Genomic DNA, 16,366 nt, shown 5'->3' with positions numbered 1-16,366 from the left:
CGCCCTAGTGCTTAGATTCCCACCGGTCGTCGAAGATCGAGCGTCAGCGGGAATTCCGGTGAAACTGTCTCGGCACGCGGAATGAATGCGCCTGCCGTATGCCCCCACGGCTCGAATCGCGCCAGCCGTCTCGCTTCCGCTTCGTTACCATTGACCGGGAAGGTCTCATAGTTACGCCCGCCCGGATGGGCAACATGATAGATGCAGCCGCCGATCGAACGCTTCGACCATGTATCATAAATGTCGAAGGTGAGCGGCGTATTGACCGGCAAAACCGGGTGCAATCCCGACGCAGGCTGCCATGCCTTGAAGCGAACGCCAGCGACCGAGACGCCCGCCGTGCCGGTCGAGCTCAACGGAACCGTGCGGCCGTTGCAGGTCACGGTGTAGCGGGAGGCATTGCTGGTTTCCAGCCGGACCTGCAGGCGCTCTACGGAGCTGTCGACATAGCGGACCGTGCCGCCGATCGCGCCCTCCTCGCCCATGACGTGCCAGGGTTCCAGCGCCTGCCGCAGTTCGAGCTTAGAGCCTTCGTATTCGACCTCGCCACAGAAGGGGAAGCGGAATTCAAGCTGTGCCTTGAACCATTCCGGGCTGAGGTCGAAGCCATTCTGCTTGAGGTCGCCGAGCACGTCGAGGAAATCGGCCCAGATGAAGTGCGGCAGCATGAAGCGGTCGTGCAGCGACGTGCTCCAGCGCACGAACTTGCCGTCCGCAGGGTGCTGCCAGAAGCGGGCGATCAACGCGCGGACCAGCAGTTGCTGGGCAAGCGACATACGTGCGTTCGGCGGCATTTCGAAACCGCGGAATTCGACGAGGCCGAGCCGTCCGGTTGGGCCATCCGGCGAAAACAGCTTGTCGATGCAGATCTCGGCGCGGTGCGTGTTGCCAGTGACGTCGGTCAGCAGATTGCGGAACAGCCTGTCCACCAGCCAAGGGAGGGGTTGCGCGCCGCGACCCGGCGCGGGGACCTGGGCGAGCGCGATTTCCAGTTCGTAGAGGCTGTCGTGACGGGCTTCGTCGATGCGCGGCGCCTGGCTGGTCGGGCCGATGAACATGCCCGAGAACATGTAGGAGAGCGAGGGATGGCGCTGCCAGTGCAGTACCAGGCTCTTCAACAGGTCAGGGCGGCGCAGGAAGGGGCTGTCGCCCGGATTGGCGCCACCAACGACCACATGGTTGCCCCCGCCGGTACCGGTGTGGCGCCCGTCGATCATGAACTTGTCGGTGCCGAGGCGGCTTTGGCGGGCTTCCTCGTAGATCGTCATCGTAATGTCGACGCAATCCTGCCAGTTGGAAGCGGGATGGATATTGACCTCAATGACGCCGGGATCGGGGGCGACGCGGATGACATTGATGCGCTCGTCCTGCGGCGGCGAATAGCCTTCGATATGGACGGGCAGGCCGAGTTCGGTCGCTGCATTCTCCGCGGCGGCGATCAGTTCGAGATAGTCCTCGATGCGCTCGACCGGCGGCATGAAGACGCAGAGCCTTCCGTCGCGCGGTTCGACCGAGATTGCGGTGCGCACGACGCCGCCGATCTCGCCGACGGTTTGCTCAACGCGGTTCTGGCTGCTGTCGTCGCTGTGGCGGGAGGCTTCCGGCATGGCGCGGCCGGATGGCACGAAGACTTCGGGCAGCGGATTGCGCGGAATCGACGGGTCGGCGGGGTGGATATAGGGGAAACGCGCCGGCGGCACATAGGGCAGGGTGCCGAGGGGCAGGCGATAGCCGACGGGGCTGTCGCCGGGAACGAGGAAGATCTTGCCGCGGCGGGTCTTCCATTTTTCGCTGACCCAGCGCGTGCTAGAGGCGCGCGCGTTCCAGGCCTGCACCGGCAGGATGTAGCCGGTCGGTACGGTCAGGCCGCGTTCGAAGACGCGGGCGATGCGGCTACGCTCTTCCGGGTCCTTCAGCTTGGAATTGGATGGGTCGACGTTTTCGGGCAGGCTGCCTTCCTTCATGATCCATTCGGCTGGATCCTCGTAGGCGGGCAGCACCATGTCGGTCTCGATCGCCAGTTCCCTGGCGATGGCATTCAAAAGGTTGGCGGCGTCATCTGCCTTTGCACCGGTGTCCTTGCCCTCGCCGGCGATGAGCTCCGGGTTCTGCCAGATCGGCTTGCCGTCCTTGCGCCAGTAGAGTGAGAAGGTCCAGCGCGGCAGGCTTTCGCCCGGATACCACTTGCCCTGACCGTAATGCAGGAAGCCGCCGGGAGCGAAGCGCTCGCGCAGTTTGCGGATGAGGACATCCGCCTTCTCGCGCTTGGTCGGGCCGACGGCGGCAGTGTTCCACTCCTCGGATTCGAAGTCGTCGATGGAAACGAAGGTCGGCTCGCCGCCCATGGTCAGGCGGACATCCCCGGCCTGCAGGATGCTATCGACCTTGGCACCGAGCTCGTTGAGCTCCTTCCAACTTTCGTCGGAGAAAGGCTTGGTGATGCGCGGGTGCTCCGCTACCCGCGAGACCTTCATCTCGAAGGCGAATTCGGTGTTGGCCTCGCCGTAAAGCGCGCCTGATATCGGCGCGGCATTTCGGTAGTGCGGGGTGGCGGCGAGCGGTATGTGGCTTTCGCCGGTGAGCAGGCCAGACGTGGGGTCGAGGCCGACCCAGCCGGCGCCGGGGAGATAGACCTCGCACCAGGCGTGCAGGTCGGTGAAATCGACCTCGGTGCCGGAGGGCCCGTCGAGCGCCTTCAGGTCGGGGGTGAGCTGGATGAGATAGCCGGAGACGAAGCGGGCGGCGAAGCCGAGATTGCGCAGGATCTCGACCAGCAGCCAGCTCGAGTCGCGGCAGGAGCCAAGCGCCAGCTTCAGCGTTTCCTCCGGCGTCTGGACGCCGGGCTCCATGCGGATGACGTATTCGACGTCGTTCTTCAGCCGCGCATTCAACCCTACGATGAAGTCGGTGGTCCGCATGGGAGTGCGGTCGATGCCGGCGAGATAGGCAGCCAGCGCCGGCTCCACCGGCTGCGGTTGCATGTAGATCTTCAGGTCGTCCCTGATCTCCTCGGGATAGGAGAAGGGCCACATCTCGGCGCTCTCCTCGATGAAGAAATCGAAGGGGTTATAGACCGTCATGTCGGCGACGAGGTCGACCTCGATCTTGAACTCCGTCACCGGGTCAGGGAAGACGTAGCGGGCCAGATAATTGCCGTAGGGATCCTGCTGCAGGTTCACGAAATGGTTCGACGGCGAAACCTTCAGCGAATGGCTGATCACCCGCGTCTTGGAATGCGACGCTGGCTTGAGGCGTATGATCTGAGGTCCGAGGCGGACCGGCTTGTCGTATTTGTAATGCGTCAGGTGATAGATGCTGGCTTTGATCGACATGGACGGCCTTATCCGCTGCCGTATCGTTGTACGGCATTTGCTGTTCCCGAAGGGTAGTGTGTGCAATGCAGCGAAAGAATGCAAGGCGGTAAGGCCGAGCCGGCTAAGCCTTTACGTCGCCTTCGCAAACGTCACGGAGGCCGTGAGACCCCTGCCATGTGCGCCGGGCTCCAGCGTCAGCGATGCGTTGAAGAGGCCGGCGATTTCCTCGACGATCGGCAGGCCAAGCCCGGCGCCCGGCGCGCCGGAGTTGCTGCCGCGCGAGAAGCGCTGCCGGACGGCCGCGAGCGTCTCTGCGGGAATGCCGGGGCCGTTGTCCTCGACTTCGAGGCGGACGGCATCGTCGGTCTCGGATATCCGAACGGTCACCTCAGCGCCCTTGCCGGCATAGGCGATGGCGTTTCCGGCAAGGTTGCGCAAGAGTTCGCCGATCAGCAGCGGCTCGGCACGGACGAGGGCAGGGCGGTCGCCTTCGAAGCCGAGGTCGATGCCGGCCTCGGCGGCGGTCGGGATAAGTTCTCCGGTGATGTCCTGGGCAATGGCTGTCAGGTCGATCGACGATGCGGTCAGCGCCTCCTTCGCCGTTGCAGCGTCGATTTTCGCCATCAGCAGTAATTGCGCGAGGATGCGTTCGGCATGGGCGACGGCCTGATCGCCTTTCAGGGCGGAGCCCTGCGCTTCGGCCAATGTGCTCGCGCGAGCGGAGAGGGCGAGCTGCGTGCGGATGATCGCAAGCGGCGTGCGCAGCTGGTGGCTGGCGTTGCCGGTGAAGTTACGAAGTGCATCGAGCGCCGATTGCAAGCGGACCATGAAGCCGTTGACGGTATCGACGAGCGGCTGGACCTCGCTTGGTACTGCCTGTTCGATCGGGTGCAGGTCGTCGGGACTGCGTTCGCCGATCGCATCGCGCAGCTTGTACAGCGGACGGAGCGCGACCGTGACCGAGATCCAGACGATGACGGCGGCGCCGGCGATCATAAGGGAGAGACGCAGCGCCGAGCGGAAGAGGATGGCGCGGGCGAGCTGACGGCGGGCGATCGTGGTTTCGGCAACGGTCACGGCGAAGGGGACGGAGCGAATGCCTGTTGAGGCTGACCGCTTGAGGGTTGCGACACGGATCGGTTCGCCGCGGAAGGTATCATCGGCAAAGCCTGCCGTGTCGCCTACGGTTTCGGCGAGGACCGGAAGCGCCTGATAGCCGGTGATGAATTTTCCGGGCGGTCCGTCGACGCGATAGAAGACACGGTCCTGCGCGGCCGATGTCAGCATCTCAAGGGCCACATAGGGGATGTCGACCTCGAGAGTGCCGTCTTCCGCCACGACCACGCGTTCGGCGATGGCGAGTGCCGAGCCGGCCAGCACGCGGTCCGAAACGATGTTGGAGGTCTGCACCGCTTCGCGATAAGTGTCCGCGAGCGCGACCATGCCGATGATGGCGGTCGAGATCAGCAGCCAGAACAGGAGCCTTCGTCGGAGCGAATAGGCCGTTGTCATGAGGCCTCTGGCAGTTTGTCGAGATAGTAGCCAATGCCGCGCGCAGTCCTCACCGTCAGCCCATAGGGCGACAGGCGCTTCCTGAGGCGGCTGACATATTGCTCGATGGCATTGGCCGAGATGTCGTCGTCGAAGGCGGTCAGCGACTGAATGATCGCTTCCTTGGCGACAACCTTGCCGGCGCGCATGAAGAGGATTTCCAGCAGGCCGAGTTCGCGGGCGGGAATGTCGAGCGGCGTCGAGCCGGCGGAGAAGGCGCGTGAATTTAGATCGAGTGAAAGGCCGCCGAAACTGACAGTCGCCGAATGCAGACCCGCCTGGCGGCGCAGGAGCACGCGGACGCGGGCCTCGAATTCGGAGATATCAAAGGGCTTGATAAGGTAGTCGTCGGCACCAAGATCGAGACCCTTGACGCGCTCTTCCGGCGTGCCGCGCGCCGTCAGGATCAGCACTGCCGACTGGTTCTGTCTGGCGCGCATGGCGCGCAGCACCTCGAGGCCATCCATTTCCGGCAGGTTCAGGTCGAGCACGACGAGATCGAAATTCTCGGCCGCCGTGACAGCGTTGGCGGAGGCACCATCATGCACGACGTCGACGGCATGGCCGGTGCCTCGCAGGATGGCCGAAAGCCCGTCGGCCAGCGCGATATTGTCCTCCACCAATAGAATGCGCACGGATGTTCCCTTGATTTTTGAAGAGGATACAGGGTGGCGGCGAAGATGTCATAGCCATTTTTTGTGTCTGGTGAGTGTGCTGCTGCTGCGGTCGTACCAGCCGCCTTCGGGGCGCTGCGGGTGGATGCGGCTCGCTTGCCGGATCCCGGTTGCTGGTGCATTGTCCTCTCATGAGGAGACTTTCTTTACTTGCGTGCCTGTTGCTCTGTCCCGGCTTAGCCACTGCGGACGAGGTGTTCTACCCGGCGCGTTCCGGCAATGCCGAGGCCCCGACGCTGGTTGTCTATTCATCGCTCGACGAGCCACTGGCGCAGCCGATGATCCATGGGTTCCAGGAAGCCAATCTGGACGTGGCGGTCAGGTACGAGGATATGCTGACCGGGGAAATTTATGACCGCATCGTGCGGGAGACGGATGCCGGCCAACGCACTGCGGACTTCGCCTTCTCCTCGGCCATGGATCTGCAGGTCAAGCTCTCCAACGACGGCTATGCGCAGGTGAGCAACCTGCCGATGAGCGCGCGCTGGCCGAAATGGGCCAACTGGCGCAATACCGCCTACGCGCTGACCTTCGAGCCGGCGGTGTTCGTCTACCACAAGCCGAGCTTCGCGACGGAGCCGCCGCCGAGTTCGCGGGCGGAATTCGTCGATTACCTCAAGCGCAAGGGTGACGCGATCCATGGGCGGATCGGCACCTATGATATCGAGCGCTCCGGCGTCGGCTTCCTGTTCATGGCACGCGACCAGGAACAGTTCGGTGACATATGGTCCGTTATCGGCGCCATGGGGGCGGCCGGCGTCAAATTATACTCCACCAGTTCGGCCATCCTGGAGCGCGTATCGGACGGCCGCTTCGTGCTCGGCTACAACATCCTCGGGTCCTACGCCGCCGATTGGGCCAAGCGTCATCCCGATGTCGGGATCGTGCTGCCGAAAGACTATACGGTCGTGATGTCGCGCATCGGCCTGGTGCCGCAGGCGGCGGGCGAACCGGAACTCGGACGGCGCTATCTATCCTTCTTCATGTCGAAGGAGGGCCAGACGATCATGGCGCGGGAGTTGCAGATTCCCGCTGTCAGCCCGGAGGTCGCCGGCGAGAATACCGCCAACACGATGCAGGAGCTCTTGGGCGCGCAGTTGCGGCCGGTGCCTGTCAGCCCGGGCTTGATGGTTTATCTGGACCAGGTGAAGCGCGCGCGATTGATCGCGCACTGGAACGAAGTTCTGCGGACGCAGTAAAATCGCCGTGGATGATTAGCGGAAGATGCAGGGCCGCTGGGCGTTGGCCAGCAGTTCCTGCTTCGTCGCGTATGACCCAAAGAGCGAGCGAAGACGTTTCTCCTCCTGCTCGTCCAACCGGTGCCGGCGTGCAAAATCGTGCACACTCCACACCTGGCGTAAGCCCTCATTTTCGATCTGCTTGTTATCGATGTGAGAACTCATGGGGCAATCCTCCTGAGCGCCATAACGCACAAACCGCCTCCAGGTTCCACGGATGGTGGCATTTTGCGTCTGTTTTCGCCCAGGGTAATTGCGGCAAAAAAGTGTCATCGCGGGGTGGATAGTTGATCGATGTCAGCTAAATGACAGCTTGTTGTGGTCCGCTTTGCAGAACTTCAGCTCCGTGGAGGCGGAGAGGTGAAGTTTCGGGAGGAGCTTGCCAGCCATATCGGACCTTGGAGTCCGTCTGCGGTGTCCTTCCCGATTCCATCGAGAACAACGCGCGGTTTCTCAGCCGCGCCCACGGAGGACACACTCGTGAAGCATACTCTTCTTGCAACCATTTTCGCGGCTGCGGTCGCCCTGCCGGCCTATGCGGCGGACTACACCATCATGGCGCCGGCCGCTCCCGGCGGTGGCTGGGACCAGACGGCCCGCTCGCTGCAGACCGTGATGCAGAAGGAAGGCATCTCAGGCAACGTTCAGGTACAAAACGTTCCGGGCGCCGGCGGCACCATCGGTCTCGCGCAGTTCACCGGCCAGAACAACGGCAACCCGAACGCACTGATCGTCGGCGGCTATGTCATGGTCGGCGCTATCCTGACCAACAAGTCGCCGGTCACGCTGAAGGACGTCACGCCGATTGCCCGCCTTACCGGCGAGTATGAGGCGATCGTTGTCCCGGCTGCGTCCGACATCAAGACGATGGCCGATCTCGTTGCCAAGCTGAAGCAGGATCCGGGTTCGGTTTCCTGGGGTGGCGGCTCGGCAGGCGGTACCGACCACATCGCGGTCGGACTGATTGCCAAGGCTGCCGGCGTCGATCCGACGAAGATCAACTACGTCGCCTTCTCCGGCGGCGGTGAAGCGCTGGCCGCTATCCTCGGCGGACAGGTGACCGCGGGCATTTCCGGCTACGGCGAATTCGAATCGCAGGTGAAGGCTGGTCAGCTCCGGCTCCTGGCTGTCTCCAGCGACAAGCGCATCGAGGGTGTCGACGCGCCGACGCTGAAGGAATCGGGCCTCGATGTCGCTGTCGAGAACTGGCGCATGGTTGCCGCCGCCCCTGGTCTTTCGGCCGAGCAGACGGCTGCAATCACCGCTGATTTCGATAAGCTCTCGAAGTCCGCCGGTTGGCAGGAAATCCTGAAGAGCAAGGGCTGGGCTGATACCTACCTCGCCGGCGACGCCTTCAAGGCGCAGCTCGACAAGGACGTTTCGGCTACCGAAGGCATCCTTAAAGAGATCGGACTTGTTCAATGAGCAGGGGTAACGAACCCTTGGCAACGAAGCGCCGCCCTGACTGGGCGGCGCTGGTCATTGCCATCTGTCTTTTCGTCGTCGCTGCCGTCATGCTTTGGGATGCCTCGCATATGCGCGCCATCGCTCAGTATGACCGCATCGGTCCGGCAACTGCGCCCAAGGTGGTCGCCTTCGGCCTGATCGGCCTCGGCATCTGGACCATCTTCGAAGCCTGGCGTGGCGAGTTTCCCGAGCGCGAGCATCAGGAAATCGCGCCTGTAGTTTGGGTCGTCGCCGGCCTTGCCGCGCAGATGCTGCTTCTCAAGACGGCAGGCTTTTCGATCGCAACCGGCCTTCTCTTTGCCTTTACGGCTGCCGGCTTCGGACGCCGCAAGCTCTGGATCTCGATCCCTGCGGGCATCGCTTTCAGCTTCGTCGTCTGGGTGATCTTCGCAAAGCTCTTGCAGTTGACCCTGCCGGCCGGGCCGTTCGAACACATCTTCTTCTAGGATTGGATGCGATGAGCACCTTCGAATTCCTCTTCCAGGGCATCCTGGTCGCCATGCAGCCGATGAACCTGCTCTATGCGCTCGTCGGCGTGACGCTCGGCACCGCGGTCGGCGTGCTGCCGGGGATTGGCCCGGCCCTGACCGTCGCCCTTCTTCTTCCTGTTACCTACAAGCTCGATCCGGCTGGCTCGCTGATCATGTTTGCCGGCATCTATTATGGCGGCATGTATGGCGGCTCGACGACGTCGATTCTTCTCAATACGCCTGGCGAAAGCGCCTCGATCGTTACGGCCCTTGAGGGCAACAAGATGGCCCGCGCGGGCCGCGGCGGGCCGGCGCTCGCGACAGCGGCGATTGGTTCGTTTGTCGCCGGCCTGATCGCGACGCTCGGCCTTGCCTTCATCGCTCCCTACATCGTCAAGCTGGCCCTGATTTTCGGGCCGCGTGAATATTTTGCGCTGATGGTACTCGCCTTCGTGACCGTCTCGTCGGCCTTCGGGGATTCGGCGCTGCGCGGGCTTACATCGCTGTTCATCGGCTTTGCCCTTGCCATGGTCGGCATCGACCAGCAGACGGGACAGGCGCGTCTTTCCTTCGGCGTCCCCGATCTGCTCGATGGCGTCGAGGTGACGACGCTTGCGGTCGCGATGTTTGCGATCGGCGAGACACTCTATATCGCCGCCCAGGGCAACAGCATCGAGGAGAAGGTCGAGGCGGTCAAAGGCTCGCTGTGGATGACGGCGCAGGACTGGGGCCGCTCCTGGAAGGCGTGGCTGCGCGGCACGCTGATTGGCTTCCCGATCGGCGCGATGCCTGCCGGCGGTGCCGAGATCGGGACCTTCCTTTCCTATGCCACGGAAAAGCGCTTGGCGAAGAACCCCGAGGAGTTCGGTCACGGCGCGATCGAAGGCGTGGCTGGTCCGGAGGCCGCGAACAATGCGTCGGCGGCAGGGACCCTGGTGCCGCTGTTGACGCTCGGCCTGCCGACGACGGCGACGGCCGCGATCATGCTCGCCGGCTTCCAGCAATACGGCCTGCAGCCCGGCCCGCTGCTGTTTGCGAACAACCCGCAGATCGTCTGGGGCCTGATCGCCAGCCTGCTGATCGCCAACGCGATGCTGCTTGTGCTCAACCTCCCGCTGATCGGCCTCTGGGTGCGCCTGCTGACGATCCCGAAGCCGTGGCTTTATGCCGGCATCCTGCTGTTTGCGACACTCGGCACGATCGGCGCCAACCCGTCGGTCTTCGAACTGGGCATGCTGCTCGCCTTCGGCATCCTCGGCTACATCATGCGGCTCTTCGGCTATCCGATCGCGCCTGCTGTTGTCGGCCTCATCCTTGGCCCGCTGGCCGAGCAACAGTTGCGCCGCGCGCTTGCGATCAGTCAGGGCGACGTGACGACTCTGGTGATGTCGCCGATTGCGGCCGGCCTGCTCATCGTTGCTGCGGCCGCCTTCATCATCCCGCTGATCCTGCGCCTGCGTGGACGCGGCGAGGTTCTGTCGCAGCTTGCGGCGAACGAGGACTAAAGAAAAAGACTGCCCGAACCCCACAACTGCGGCCGGCGATGGAAACATCGCCGGCCTTTTCGTCTGGTGACGATAAGGTGTTATTGGTGGTTGCTGCGGACGGCACGGGTGCTTCTGCGGCGCATCCAATGCGGAGTTTCTGCTGTTCGGCAGTCACGTGTGCTGGCCGCGCCGTTCAGCTGTTAGGCCGCTCGGCCAACTTCATTTCCATCACCAGGTCGCTCTGCAAATCCTGACCGACCGCGAAGATCGTATTGCCCGTCACGACAAAGCCGGCCCTCTCATAAAACGCAATGGCTCGTGCGTTTCGCTGGTAGACGGTCAGCTCCAGGCGAGTTGCGCCACGTTGATGCGCGTCGTGCAGCACCGTTTTGAGGAGGGCCATAGCCAATCCGCGTCCCCTCCAATCGGTGTGGACATAAATTCGATTGAGGAAGGCCGATCGTCTGTCGACTGTATCCAGCATGAGGTGAGCATATCCGATGACGCGATTATCAAGCATGGCGAGGAAAACAGCGGCTGAGGGGTCGCCAATCTCCGCATTCTGCTGTTCGGCGCTGAAATTCGCCTGGATGTAGGACTCAAGATCCGATGCGGGCGTGTCGCTGCGGTAGGTCGCCCGAAACTGCTGGCCGCAAATTCGCAAAGCGCTTCGGCGTCCGATGGGCGCGCGCGTCTGATTGTGAACGAGCCTGTCAATTTGATGCCTCCATTCATTTTGTCGCGTGTTCTCAACCACATGGCGCGTTTTGCGCTCGATCGCTTGTTCTTGCATGGCAGGGCTGAATTTCTGTCGCTTGTGAAGACGCGCTTCCGTTCACATGTATGAGTGGTCAATCATAAAGCAAAGCGAGAGAGAAAATGTCCTTCCGTAAGTCCATTCGCGATGGTTTCCTTGGTCGCGCCTTTGCGATGATCGGTGCTGCGAATGCTGTGAGCGCCACCATCGAAGCTGGCCGCCGCCCGAAGGCGCGCGATCTGCGCGAACTCGGCATCGACCCGAGCATGTTCGGCAGAATCAACCACTAGCTTATCTGCGCCTTAGGCGCGGCTGGCGGTCTCTGATCGCCGGATACGAAACAGCCCGCAACCGGATGGTCGCGGGCTTTATTTTTGTTCTGATGAAGCCGCATCGGTGAATGCGGCTTGCAAGCTCAGGCGTGCAGTTCCTTATGCGCCTCAGCGCGCTCTTCCGCCTGTTCCTTCTTGTTGTGGCGGATGGAAGACCAGAGTGAGATGCCGATCAGGGCGGCACCACCAAGGCCGGTAATGACCTCGGGAATATGGTACATCGTCTGCACATACATGATCACCGAGAGGATCAGGATTGCGTAGAAGGCGCCGTGCTCGAGATAGCGGTACTCCGCGAGCGTGCCCTTTTCGACGAGCATGATTGTCATCGAACGCACATACATGGCGCCGATGCCGAGGCCAATCGCAATAACGAAGAGGTTCTGCGTCAGCGCGAAGGCGCCGATGACGCCGTCGAAGGAGAAGCTGGCGTCGAGCACTTCGAGATAGATGAAGGCACCGAGACCGCCTTTGGCGGCGGCGCTCATCGTCTGCTGCGACGCATCGAGCAGGCCGCCGATCACCTCGACCGCCAGGAAGGTCAGAAGACCATAGATGGCGCAATGCACGAAGGTTGTGGCCTCTTCTTCTCCGAGGAACGACGAGAACACCAGGACCAGCGCCAGCACGAAGGCAATCTCGATGCCCTTGATCGTGGCCGAGCGGGCCATGAGCTTTTCAAGCCCTGATATCCAGTGGACGTCCTTCTCATGATTGAAGAAGTAGTTGAGACCAACCATCATCAGGAAGGTGCCGCCGAAGGCTGCGATCGGCAGGTGTGCGTCGTTCATGATGCGGGCGTATTCCGCAGGGTCGCGGGCAGCGAGCACCAGAGCTTCCCACGGGCCGATTTGGGCGGCGATCGCGACGATTGCGAGCGGGAAGACGATACGCATGCCGAAGACGGCGATGACGATGCCCCAGGTGAGGAAGCGATGCTGCCAGACCGGTGTCATCTCCTTGAGCTTGTTGGCATTGACGATGGCGTTGTCGAAGGAGAGCGAAATCTCCAGCACGGCGAGCACCGTGCAGATGAAGAAGACGGTCGCCATGCCGCCGATCGTGCCCGTCGTCTGCCAGCCGAGGGCTGCGCCCAGGACGAGGCCGAGGAAGGTGACGATGAAGGCCCAGCGGAAATAGCTGAGCGTCGATTTTTGCGGGGAACCGTTGGTCATGGCCGCACCTCGCAGCCACGAAGGTTGTCGAACAAGGATGTGCGGGAAAAAAGCGACATACCACAAAGGGCATGCGCGTGAGGCATGGTGAGCTTTTTCATCAATGAAAAATCCGCCGGCTTAAGCTGCAGGCGGTACCGACATCACGAGAGCGCCGTAAAAACTCTCGCCAGAGGGGCCCGGCACCAGGTTGACCCGTCGGCCGATGTCCGAGGCCTCGGGATAAGTCGAAGGTAGTGAACTTGCCACGCCAGTCAAGGCGGCGCGATGCGGTTTGTTCTTTTCCTCGGAACTATTCGGCGCCGAGGTCGTTAGTCCTTCGTTCACCAGTGGCATGCGCAATAAAAAGGAGGCCGATGATGCACCCCTCGACCCACACTCCCGACACGCGCACGGAAAAATCGGACCGCATGAAGCGTGCGCGCCCCAACCGAATGCAAAAGGCACAAGTGCTGCCGCCGCATCACGTCGACCTGACGCTGCCGCATGGCGTTTTCGATGACGTCCATATCCCCGCTCACTGCACCGGCGGCGATCTTTCGAAAGGCGGGCCGAAGCCTGCTGCCGAGGAGGATTCCACGATCGCAAGGCCGATCCGCTGACCTATCGACGCCTGCTGCCCTGTATTATCGACAACCGGTGAGGAAAGATGAAGACGACTTTGGTGCCGCACGACATTTGCCTGAAGCACGAGATCGAATGGCAGGCGCTTCGCGCGGCCGCTGATATCCAGATCGATCTGGAAAGAATCGAGATCACGAATTCACTGAGGTCTCGTTGGAGCCCGCCGACGCACTCAAGGCCGGACTCCACGTTCCCGGGCGCCCGGCTCTAGATATCTTGTACTTTTGCGACTGCGCGCCCGTTCGCAGGAGCGTTGGATCATCACGTCTGTACTAAAATGACGTGGTCGCCAACCTTTCGGAAAGGATTGCCCGGCGATAATCCGTGTGTTCACGGGAATCGGATAGATGGCAAAGACTGCGACACGCCGCCGCAAATCATCGGCACGATCGAAGGCAAGGGGAGGCGGAAGCGCTCTCCCCTGGACAATCATCGGCGTCATCGCCGTTGGGGGCATTGCGACTTACGACAATTGGAAGAGCGTGAAGCCGATGCTGGCCACGCATGCGCCAGCCTCGATCGTCTCTCGGGCAGCGCCGGTCGCGCGAAGCGAACCTGCACGCGATCCGAGCCCGAGGCAGACCGCTTCAATCGCGCCAGTGTCCCGCATGGTGCCGCCTGCAGCCGTGCCCATTCCGGCCAAGGCACCTGTCGTCCTTGAAAAAGCGGTGCCGGTTTCCCCCTCCCCTGCGCAGGCGCAGACCGGCAAGGCCGCCTTCGGCTATTGCGGCCAGGGCGAGCACATCAACTGCGTCGCCGATGGAGGCACGTTCTGGTACAAGGGCGAGAAGATCGCCATTGCCGACGTCGTGAGCCCCGGCATTGAGACGGCCCGTTGCGACAACGAGAAGCGGCTAGGCTTCGCCGCGAAGCTGCGGCTCCTGAATATCCTGAACTCCGGATCCTTCGCGATGAACCCGGCAGGGCAGCCTGGCAAGGGCGGCGTCCCGCATGTCGTGTCTCGCGATGGTCGGTCGATCGGCGCGCAGATGATCAACGAGGGATTGGCCCGCAAACCCGGCGCAAATGGCGCGTGGTGCGCCTGAGGCGAGCCCGCGGCGTATGCCGGCCTACTTCTGCTTCGGCGCCTTGCCGTTGGTGCGAAAGCTGCCGGTAAAGGCGGTGTCCTTGCTCTCGGCCGAGCATTCGATGGCGACCGGCTTGCCGCCGTAGGGGTTACCCATCGTGCAGGTGCCGGCAACTTTGACCTGACCTGTCATCTTCTGGCCGACGCCCGTGACCACCAGGTTGAGCGGCATTCGGGCATTGCCGTTGGCAGCAGGCTTGATGGCCGTGCCGTCACCCTGGAAGCCCAGCATCTTGCCGCCCGAGGTGAAGATGAAGGTGACCTGTCCATTTACGAGCGTCACGCTCGCGAGTTCGCCTTCGCAGCCCTTCGTCGCGTCGACCTTGCCGACGACGAGCTTGGCGCATTTGCCGGTGAGCGTCAGTGCCCCCGGAGCGCCGGGGAAGTTCTGCGGGGCTGCGTCCGCTGCGGTTGTCAGTGTTGCGGCGAGCAGCGAAGCGGCGGCCAAAGTTGCCAGTCTCATCTCTATACCTCGTAGTGCTTATGTCGGCGGTGCAGTATGTCGGCAGCGGCTTGCCATTCTTCTGTGTTCGAAATTGGTCGATAGGCTTGGCCTGTGGACTTGGCAATCGACTGCCTTCCTGCGCGGTCGTTGGTCCGGACATGAGAGCATGCGATGAAATGCCGCTTCGTCAAATTCATCGGGCGCGATAGCTACGCTTTGGTCTGGCAGCGAGACTGCCGGCCGATTCAAGATGGAGGAATGCGATGATCAGGAAAATCGCTCTGAGCGTAACTATCCTGGCCTTCGGCGTCGCACCGGCGCTGGCCGCAAGCAGCCACTACTACGTAGAACATTCTCCGAACAACAGTAAATGCAGCGTCGTGTCGAAGCGTCCTGATGGCAAGACCGCCATGGCTATCGGCGGCGCGCACAAGACGAGGGCGCTTGCCGAGGCGGCAATGAAGTCCGCGTCTGCCTGCATGTAGCATGGGCTGCTGTTGTGCACGAAAGCCGAACGAAGCGCCCGCCCCTTGGCGGGCGTTCCGCATTGGCAAGGAATGGAGCGCCGTTTTGTTGCTTCGCCGAAAACGAGTATATTCAAGCTTCGATCACACTTACGGGCAGGGCGAGATGGGCACGCCATTCAATAAGGCTTTCGGTGCGGGGGTCTTGGCCGCTGCGTTGATGCTTCCGTCCGCGGCATGGTCTGCCGGAGCACTGAACGTCGATGCCCGCGCTTACACGTGCAGCCAGATTTCCCAGATCATCCGCCAGAACAAGAAGGTTTTCGTCCGTTCCGGTTTCGGCGGCAGCAGCTTTCGCTATCCGCCCGCCAAATGCGGCTTGGGCTACGCGCGCACCACCGCGAATTTCCGGGATAAGACCGGCAAGCAATGCGCGCTCGACTACGCCTGCACTTACGACAGTGGGTCCTTTTACAATAACCCGTAGGTGCCGACGCAAAGGCGAAGACGGCCATCCGTCTCTTGCCGCGCGTCGGCTGCGTGCAATCAATGTTTGGGCTGGCCCAGAAACGAAAAAGGCTTAGCGGTTTCCCGCTAAGCCTTTGAATTCGAATGGTGGGCGTGACAAGGATCGAACTTGTGACCCCTACGATGTCAACGTAGTGCTCTCCCGCTGAGCTACACGCCCATCCGATGGCGGCGCATAGACCACAAACCCTTTTTGCCGTCAATAGGCTTTTTTCGGTTTTGTGACATGCTTTGCCGGAAGCCTTATGCGGCAAGCATTTTATTCACTTCCTCGACGAGGTCACGCAGGTGGAAAGGCTTGGAAAGAACCTTCGCGTCCTTCGGTGCCTTCGAATCAGGGTTGAGGGCGACGGCTGCGAATCCGGTGATGAACATCACTTTCAGGTCCGGATCGAGTTCGGTGGCGCGGCGCGCCAGTTCGATTCCGTCCATTTCGGGCATGACTATATCGGTCAGGAGCAGCGAGAAGGGTTCTTCACGAAGCCTGTCATAGGCGCTGGCGCCGTTGTCGTAGGAGAGGACCTTGTAGCCTGCCTTTTCAAGCGCCTTCACAAGGAACCGGCGCATGTCATTGTCGTCTTCTGCAAGAAGTATCTTCTGAGTCATTATCCAGACCGCTAATCAATAATTTATGCGTTGGGCTCCAGCCATTTACACTAGAGTTCGCCCAGTAAACAACCGGTGAAGAGGCCATCCGGGCCGTCATCCCCATGAGATAGTATGGACTTGGAGTGCTGCAACTGGCAACATGGT

At 61.9% G+C, this 16,366-nt stretch carries 18 protein-coding genes and 1 tRNA gene; 10 read left to right on the top strand and 9 right to left on the bottom strand.

The window, feature by feature from the left end; translation table 11 throughout:
- Window positions 1–11: 11 nt before the first annotated feature.
- The 3 genes from AC1DE4_RS16375 to AC1DE4_RS16365 form a co-directional block, all read right to left on the bottom strand.
- Window positions 12–3,332 carry a transglutaminase family protein gene (locus AC1DE4_RS16375; RefSeq protein WP_192241586.1) on the bottom strand — a complete coding sequence of 1,107 codons (3,321 nt, stop codon included), beginning with the start codon at window positions 3,330–3,332 and terminating at the stop codon, window positions 12–14.
- 111 nt (window positions 3,333–3,443) lie between these two features.
- Window positions 3,444–4,826: a sensor histidine kinase gene (locus AC1DE4_RS16370; RefSeq protein WP_018856607.1), complete on the bottom strand. Its 1,383-nt coding sequence runs from the start codon at window positions 4,824–4,826 to the stop codon at window positions 3,444–3,446.
- The gene (locus AC1DE4_RS16365; RefSeq protein ID WP_018856608.1) at window positions 4,823–5,500 is read right to left on the bottom strand and encodes a response regulator; all 678 of its coding nucleotides are present in this window, start codon (window positions 5,498–5,500) and stop codon (window positions 4,823–4,825) included. The genes AC1DE4_RS16370 and AC1DE4_RS16365 overlap by 4 nt, the downstream gene beginning before the upstream one ends.
- A 170-nt stretch (window positions 5,501–5,670) precedes the next feature.
- Here AC1DE4_RS16365 and AC1DE4_RS16360 point away from each other — a divergent pair, with 170 nt between their 5' ends.
- Window positions 5,671–6,738, top strand: a complete 1,068-nt coding sequence (locus tag AC1DE4_RS16360) for an ABC transporter substrate-binding protein (RefSeq protein WP_192241587.1) — start codon at window positions 5,671–5,673, stop codon at window positions 6,736–6,738.
- Between the two features lie 15 nt (window positions 6,739–6,753).
- Here the strand turns inward: AC1DE4_RS16360 and AC1DE4_RS16355 are convergent, their stop codons facing one another.
- The gene (locus tag AC1DE4_RS16355) at window positions 6,754–6,942 is read right to left on the bottom strand and encodes a hypothetical protein (protein ID WP_018856610.1); all 189 of its coding nucleotides are present in this window, start codon (window positions 6,940–6,942) and stop codon (window positions 6,754–6,756) included.
- 315 nt (window positions 6,943–7,257) lie between these two features.
- Here AC1DE4_RS16355 and AC1DE4_RS16350 point away from each other — a divergent pair, with 315 nt between their 5' ends.
- Genes AC1DE4_RS16350 through AC1DE4_RS16340 form a run of 3 tightly spaced genes read left to right on the top strand, consistent with a single transcriptional unit; the run spans window position 7,258 to window position 10,219 of the window.
- On the top strand, window positions 7,258–8,202 hold the full coding sequence (locus AC1DE4_RS16350) for a Bug family tripartite tricarboxylate transporter substrate binding protein (protein ID WP_025658942.1): 945 nt from the start codon (window positions 7,258–7,260) through the stop codon (window positions 8,200–8,202).
- Window positions 8,199–8,690, top strand: coding sequence for a tripartite tricarboxylate transporter TctB family protein (locus AC1DE4_RS16345; protein ID WP_018856612.1), 492 nt, complete (start codon window positions 8,199–8,201; stop codon window positions 8,688–8,690). The genes AC1DE4_RS16350 and AC1DE4_RS16345 overlap by 4 nt, the downstream gene beginning before the upstream one ends.
- 11 nt (window positions 8,691–8,701) lie before the next feature.
- The gene (locus AC1DE4_RS16340) at window positions 8,702–10,219 is read left to right on the top strand and encodes a tripartite tricarboxylate transporter permease (RefSeq protein ID WP_018856613.1); all 1,518 of its coding nucleotides are present in this window, start codon (window positions 8,702–8,704) and stop codon (window positions 10,217–10,219) included.
- Window positions 10,220–10,394: 175 nt separating this feature from the next.
- Here AC1DE4_RS16340 and AC1DE4_RS16335 read toward each other — a convergent pair whose 3' ends face one another.
- A complete protein-coding gene (locus AC1DE4_RS16335; RefSeq protein ID WP_245267938.1) occupies window positions 10,395–10,994 on the bottom strand; it encodes a GNAT family N-acetyltransferase in 600 nt (199 codons plus the stop codon).
- A gap of 86 nt (window positions 10,995–11,080) precedes the next feature.
- Between AC1DE4_RS16335 and AC1DE4_RS16330 the strand changes: the two genes are divergently transcribed.
- Window positions 11,081–11,248, top strand: coding sequence for a hypothetical protein (locus AC1DE4_RS16330; protein WP_018856614.1), 168 nt, complete (start codon window positions 11,081–11,083; stop codon window positions 11,246–11,248).
- A 125-nt stretch (window positions 11,249–11,373) separates the two neighbouring features.
- Here the strand turns inward: AC1DE4_RS16330 and AC1DE4_RS16325 are convergent, their stop codons facing one another.
- Entirely contained in the window at window positions 11,374–12,465 is a 1,092-nt protein-coding gene (locus AC1DE4_RS16325; RefSeq protein ID WP_018856615.1) for a DUF475 domain-containing protein, read from the bottom strand.
- Between the two features lie 356 nt (window positions 12,466–12,821).
- Between AC1DE4_RS16325 and AC1DE4_RS16320 the strand changes: the two genes are divergently transcribed.
- The 3 genes from AC1DE4_RS16320 to AC1DE4_RS16310 all read left to right on the top strand — a co-directional run bounded on the left by AC1DE4_RS16320 (window position 12,822) and on the right by AC1DE4_RS16310 (window position 14,135).
- Window positions 12,822–13,067, top strand: a complete 246-nt coding sequence (locus AC1DE4_RS16320; protein WP_018856616.1) for a hypothetical protein — start codon at window positions 12,822–12,824, stop codon at window positions 13,065–13,067.
- 47 nt (window positions 13,068–13,114) lie between these two features.
- Window positions 13,115–13,300, top strand: coding sequence for a hypothetical protein (locus AC1DE4_RS16315; protein ID WP_018856617.1), 186 nt, complete (start codon window positions 13,115–13,117; stop codon window positions 13,298–13,300).
- Window positions 13,301–13,436: 136 nt separating this feature from the next.
- Window positions 13,437–14,135, top strand: coding sequence for a hypothetical protein (locus tag AC1DE4_RS16310; protein WP_477882040.1), 699 nt, complete (start codon window positions 13,437–13,439; stop codon window positions 14,133–14,135).
- Window positions 14,136–14,159: 24 nt separating this feature from the next.
- Here the strand turns inward: AC1DE4_RS16310 and AC1DE4_RS16305 are convergent, their stop codons facing one another.
- Entirely contained in the window at window positions 14,160–14,639 is a 480-nt protein-coding gene (locus AC1DE4_RS16305) for a hypothetical protein (protein ID WP_018856619.1), read from the bottom strand.
- A gap of 245 nt (window positions 14,640–14,884) precedes the next feature.
- Here AC1DE4_RS16305 and AC1DE4_RS16300 point away from each other — a divergent pair, with 245 nt between their 5' ends.
- Both AC1DE4_RS16300 and AC1DE4_RS16295 read left to right on the top strand, forming a co-directional pair.
- Window positions 14,885–15,106, top strand: a complete 222-nt coding sequence (locus AC1DE4_RS16300; RefSeq protein WP_018856620.1) for a hypothetical protein — start codon at window positions 14,885–14,887, stop codon at window positions 15,104–15,106.
- Between the two features lie 145 nt (window positions 15,107–15,251).
- Window positions 15,252–15,572: a hypothetical protein gene (locus tag AC1DE4_RS16295; RefSeq protein WP_018856621.1), complete on the top strand. Its 321-nt coding sequence runs from the start codon at window positions 15,252–15,254 to the stop codon at window positions 15,570–15,572.
- A 126-nt stretch (window positions 15,573–15,698) separates the two neighbouring features.
- Here AC1DE4_RS16295 and AC1DE4_RS16290 read toward each other — a convergent pair.
- Window positions 15,699–15,773: transfer RNA gene (locus AC1DE4_RS16290), tRNA-Val, on the bottom strand.
- 83 nt (window positions 15,774–15,856) lie between these two features.
- Window positions 15,857–16,219, bottom strand: a complete 363-nt coding sequence (gene cpdR1, locus AC1DE4_RS16285; RefSeq protein WP_007527565.1) for a response regulator CpdR1 — start codon at window positions 16,217–16,219, stop codon at window positions 15,857–15,859.
- Window positions 16,220–16,366: the final 147 nt, after the last annotated feature.

This window comes from Rhizobium sp. 10N414 (assembly GCF_056394785.1).
The sequence above is the reverse complement of the archived record's forward strand: the minus strand, read 5'-3'. Positions and strand labels throughout refer to the sequence as shown.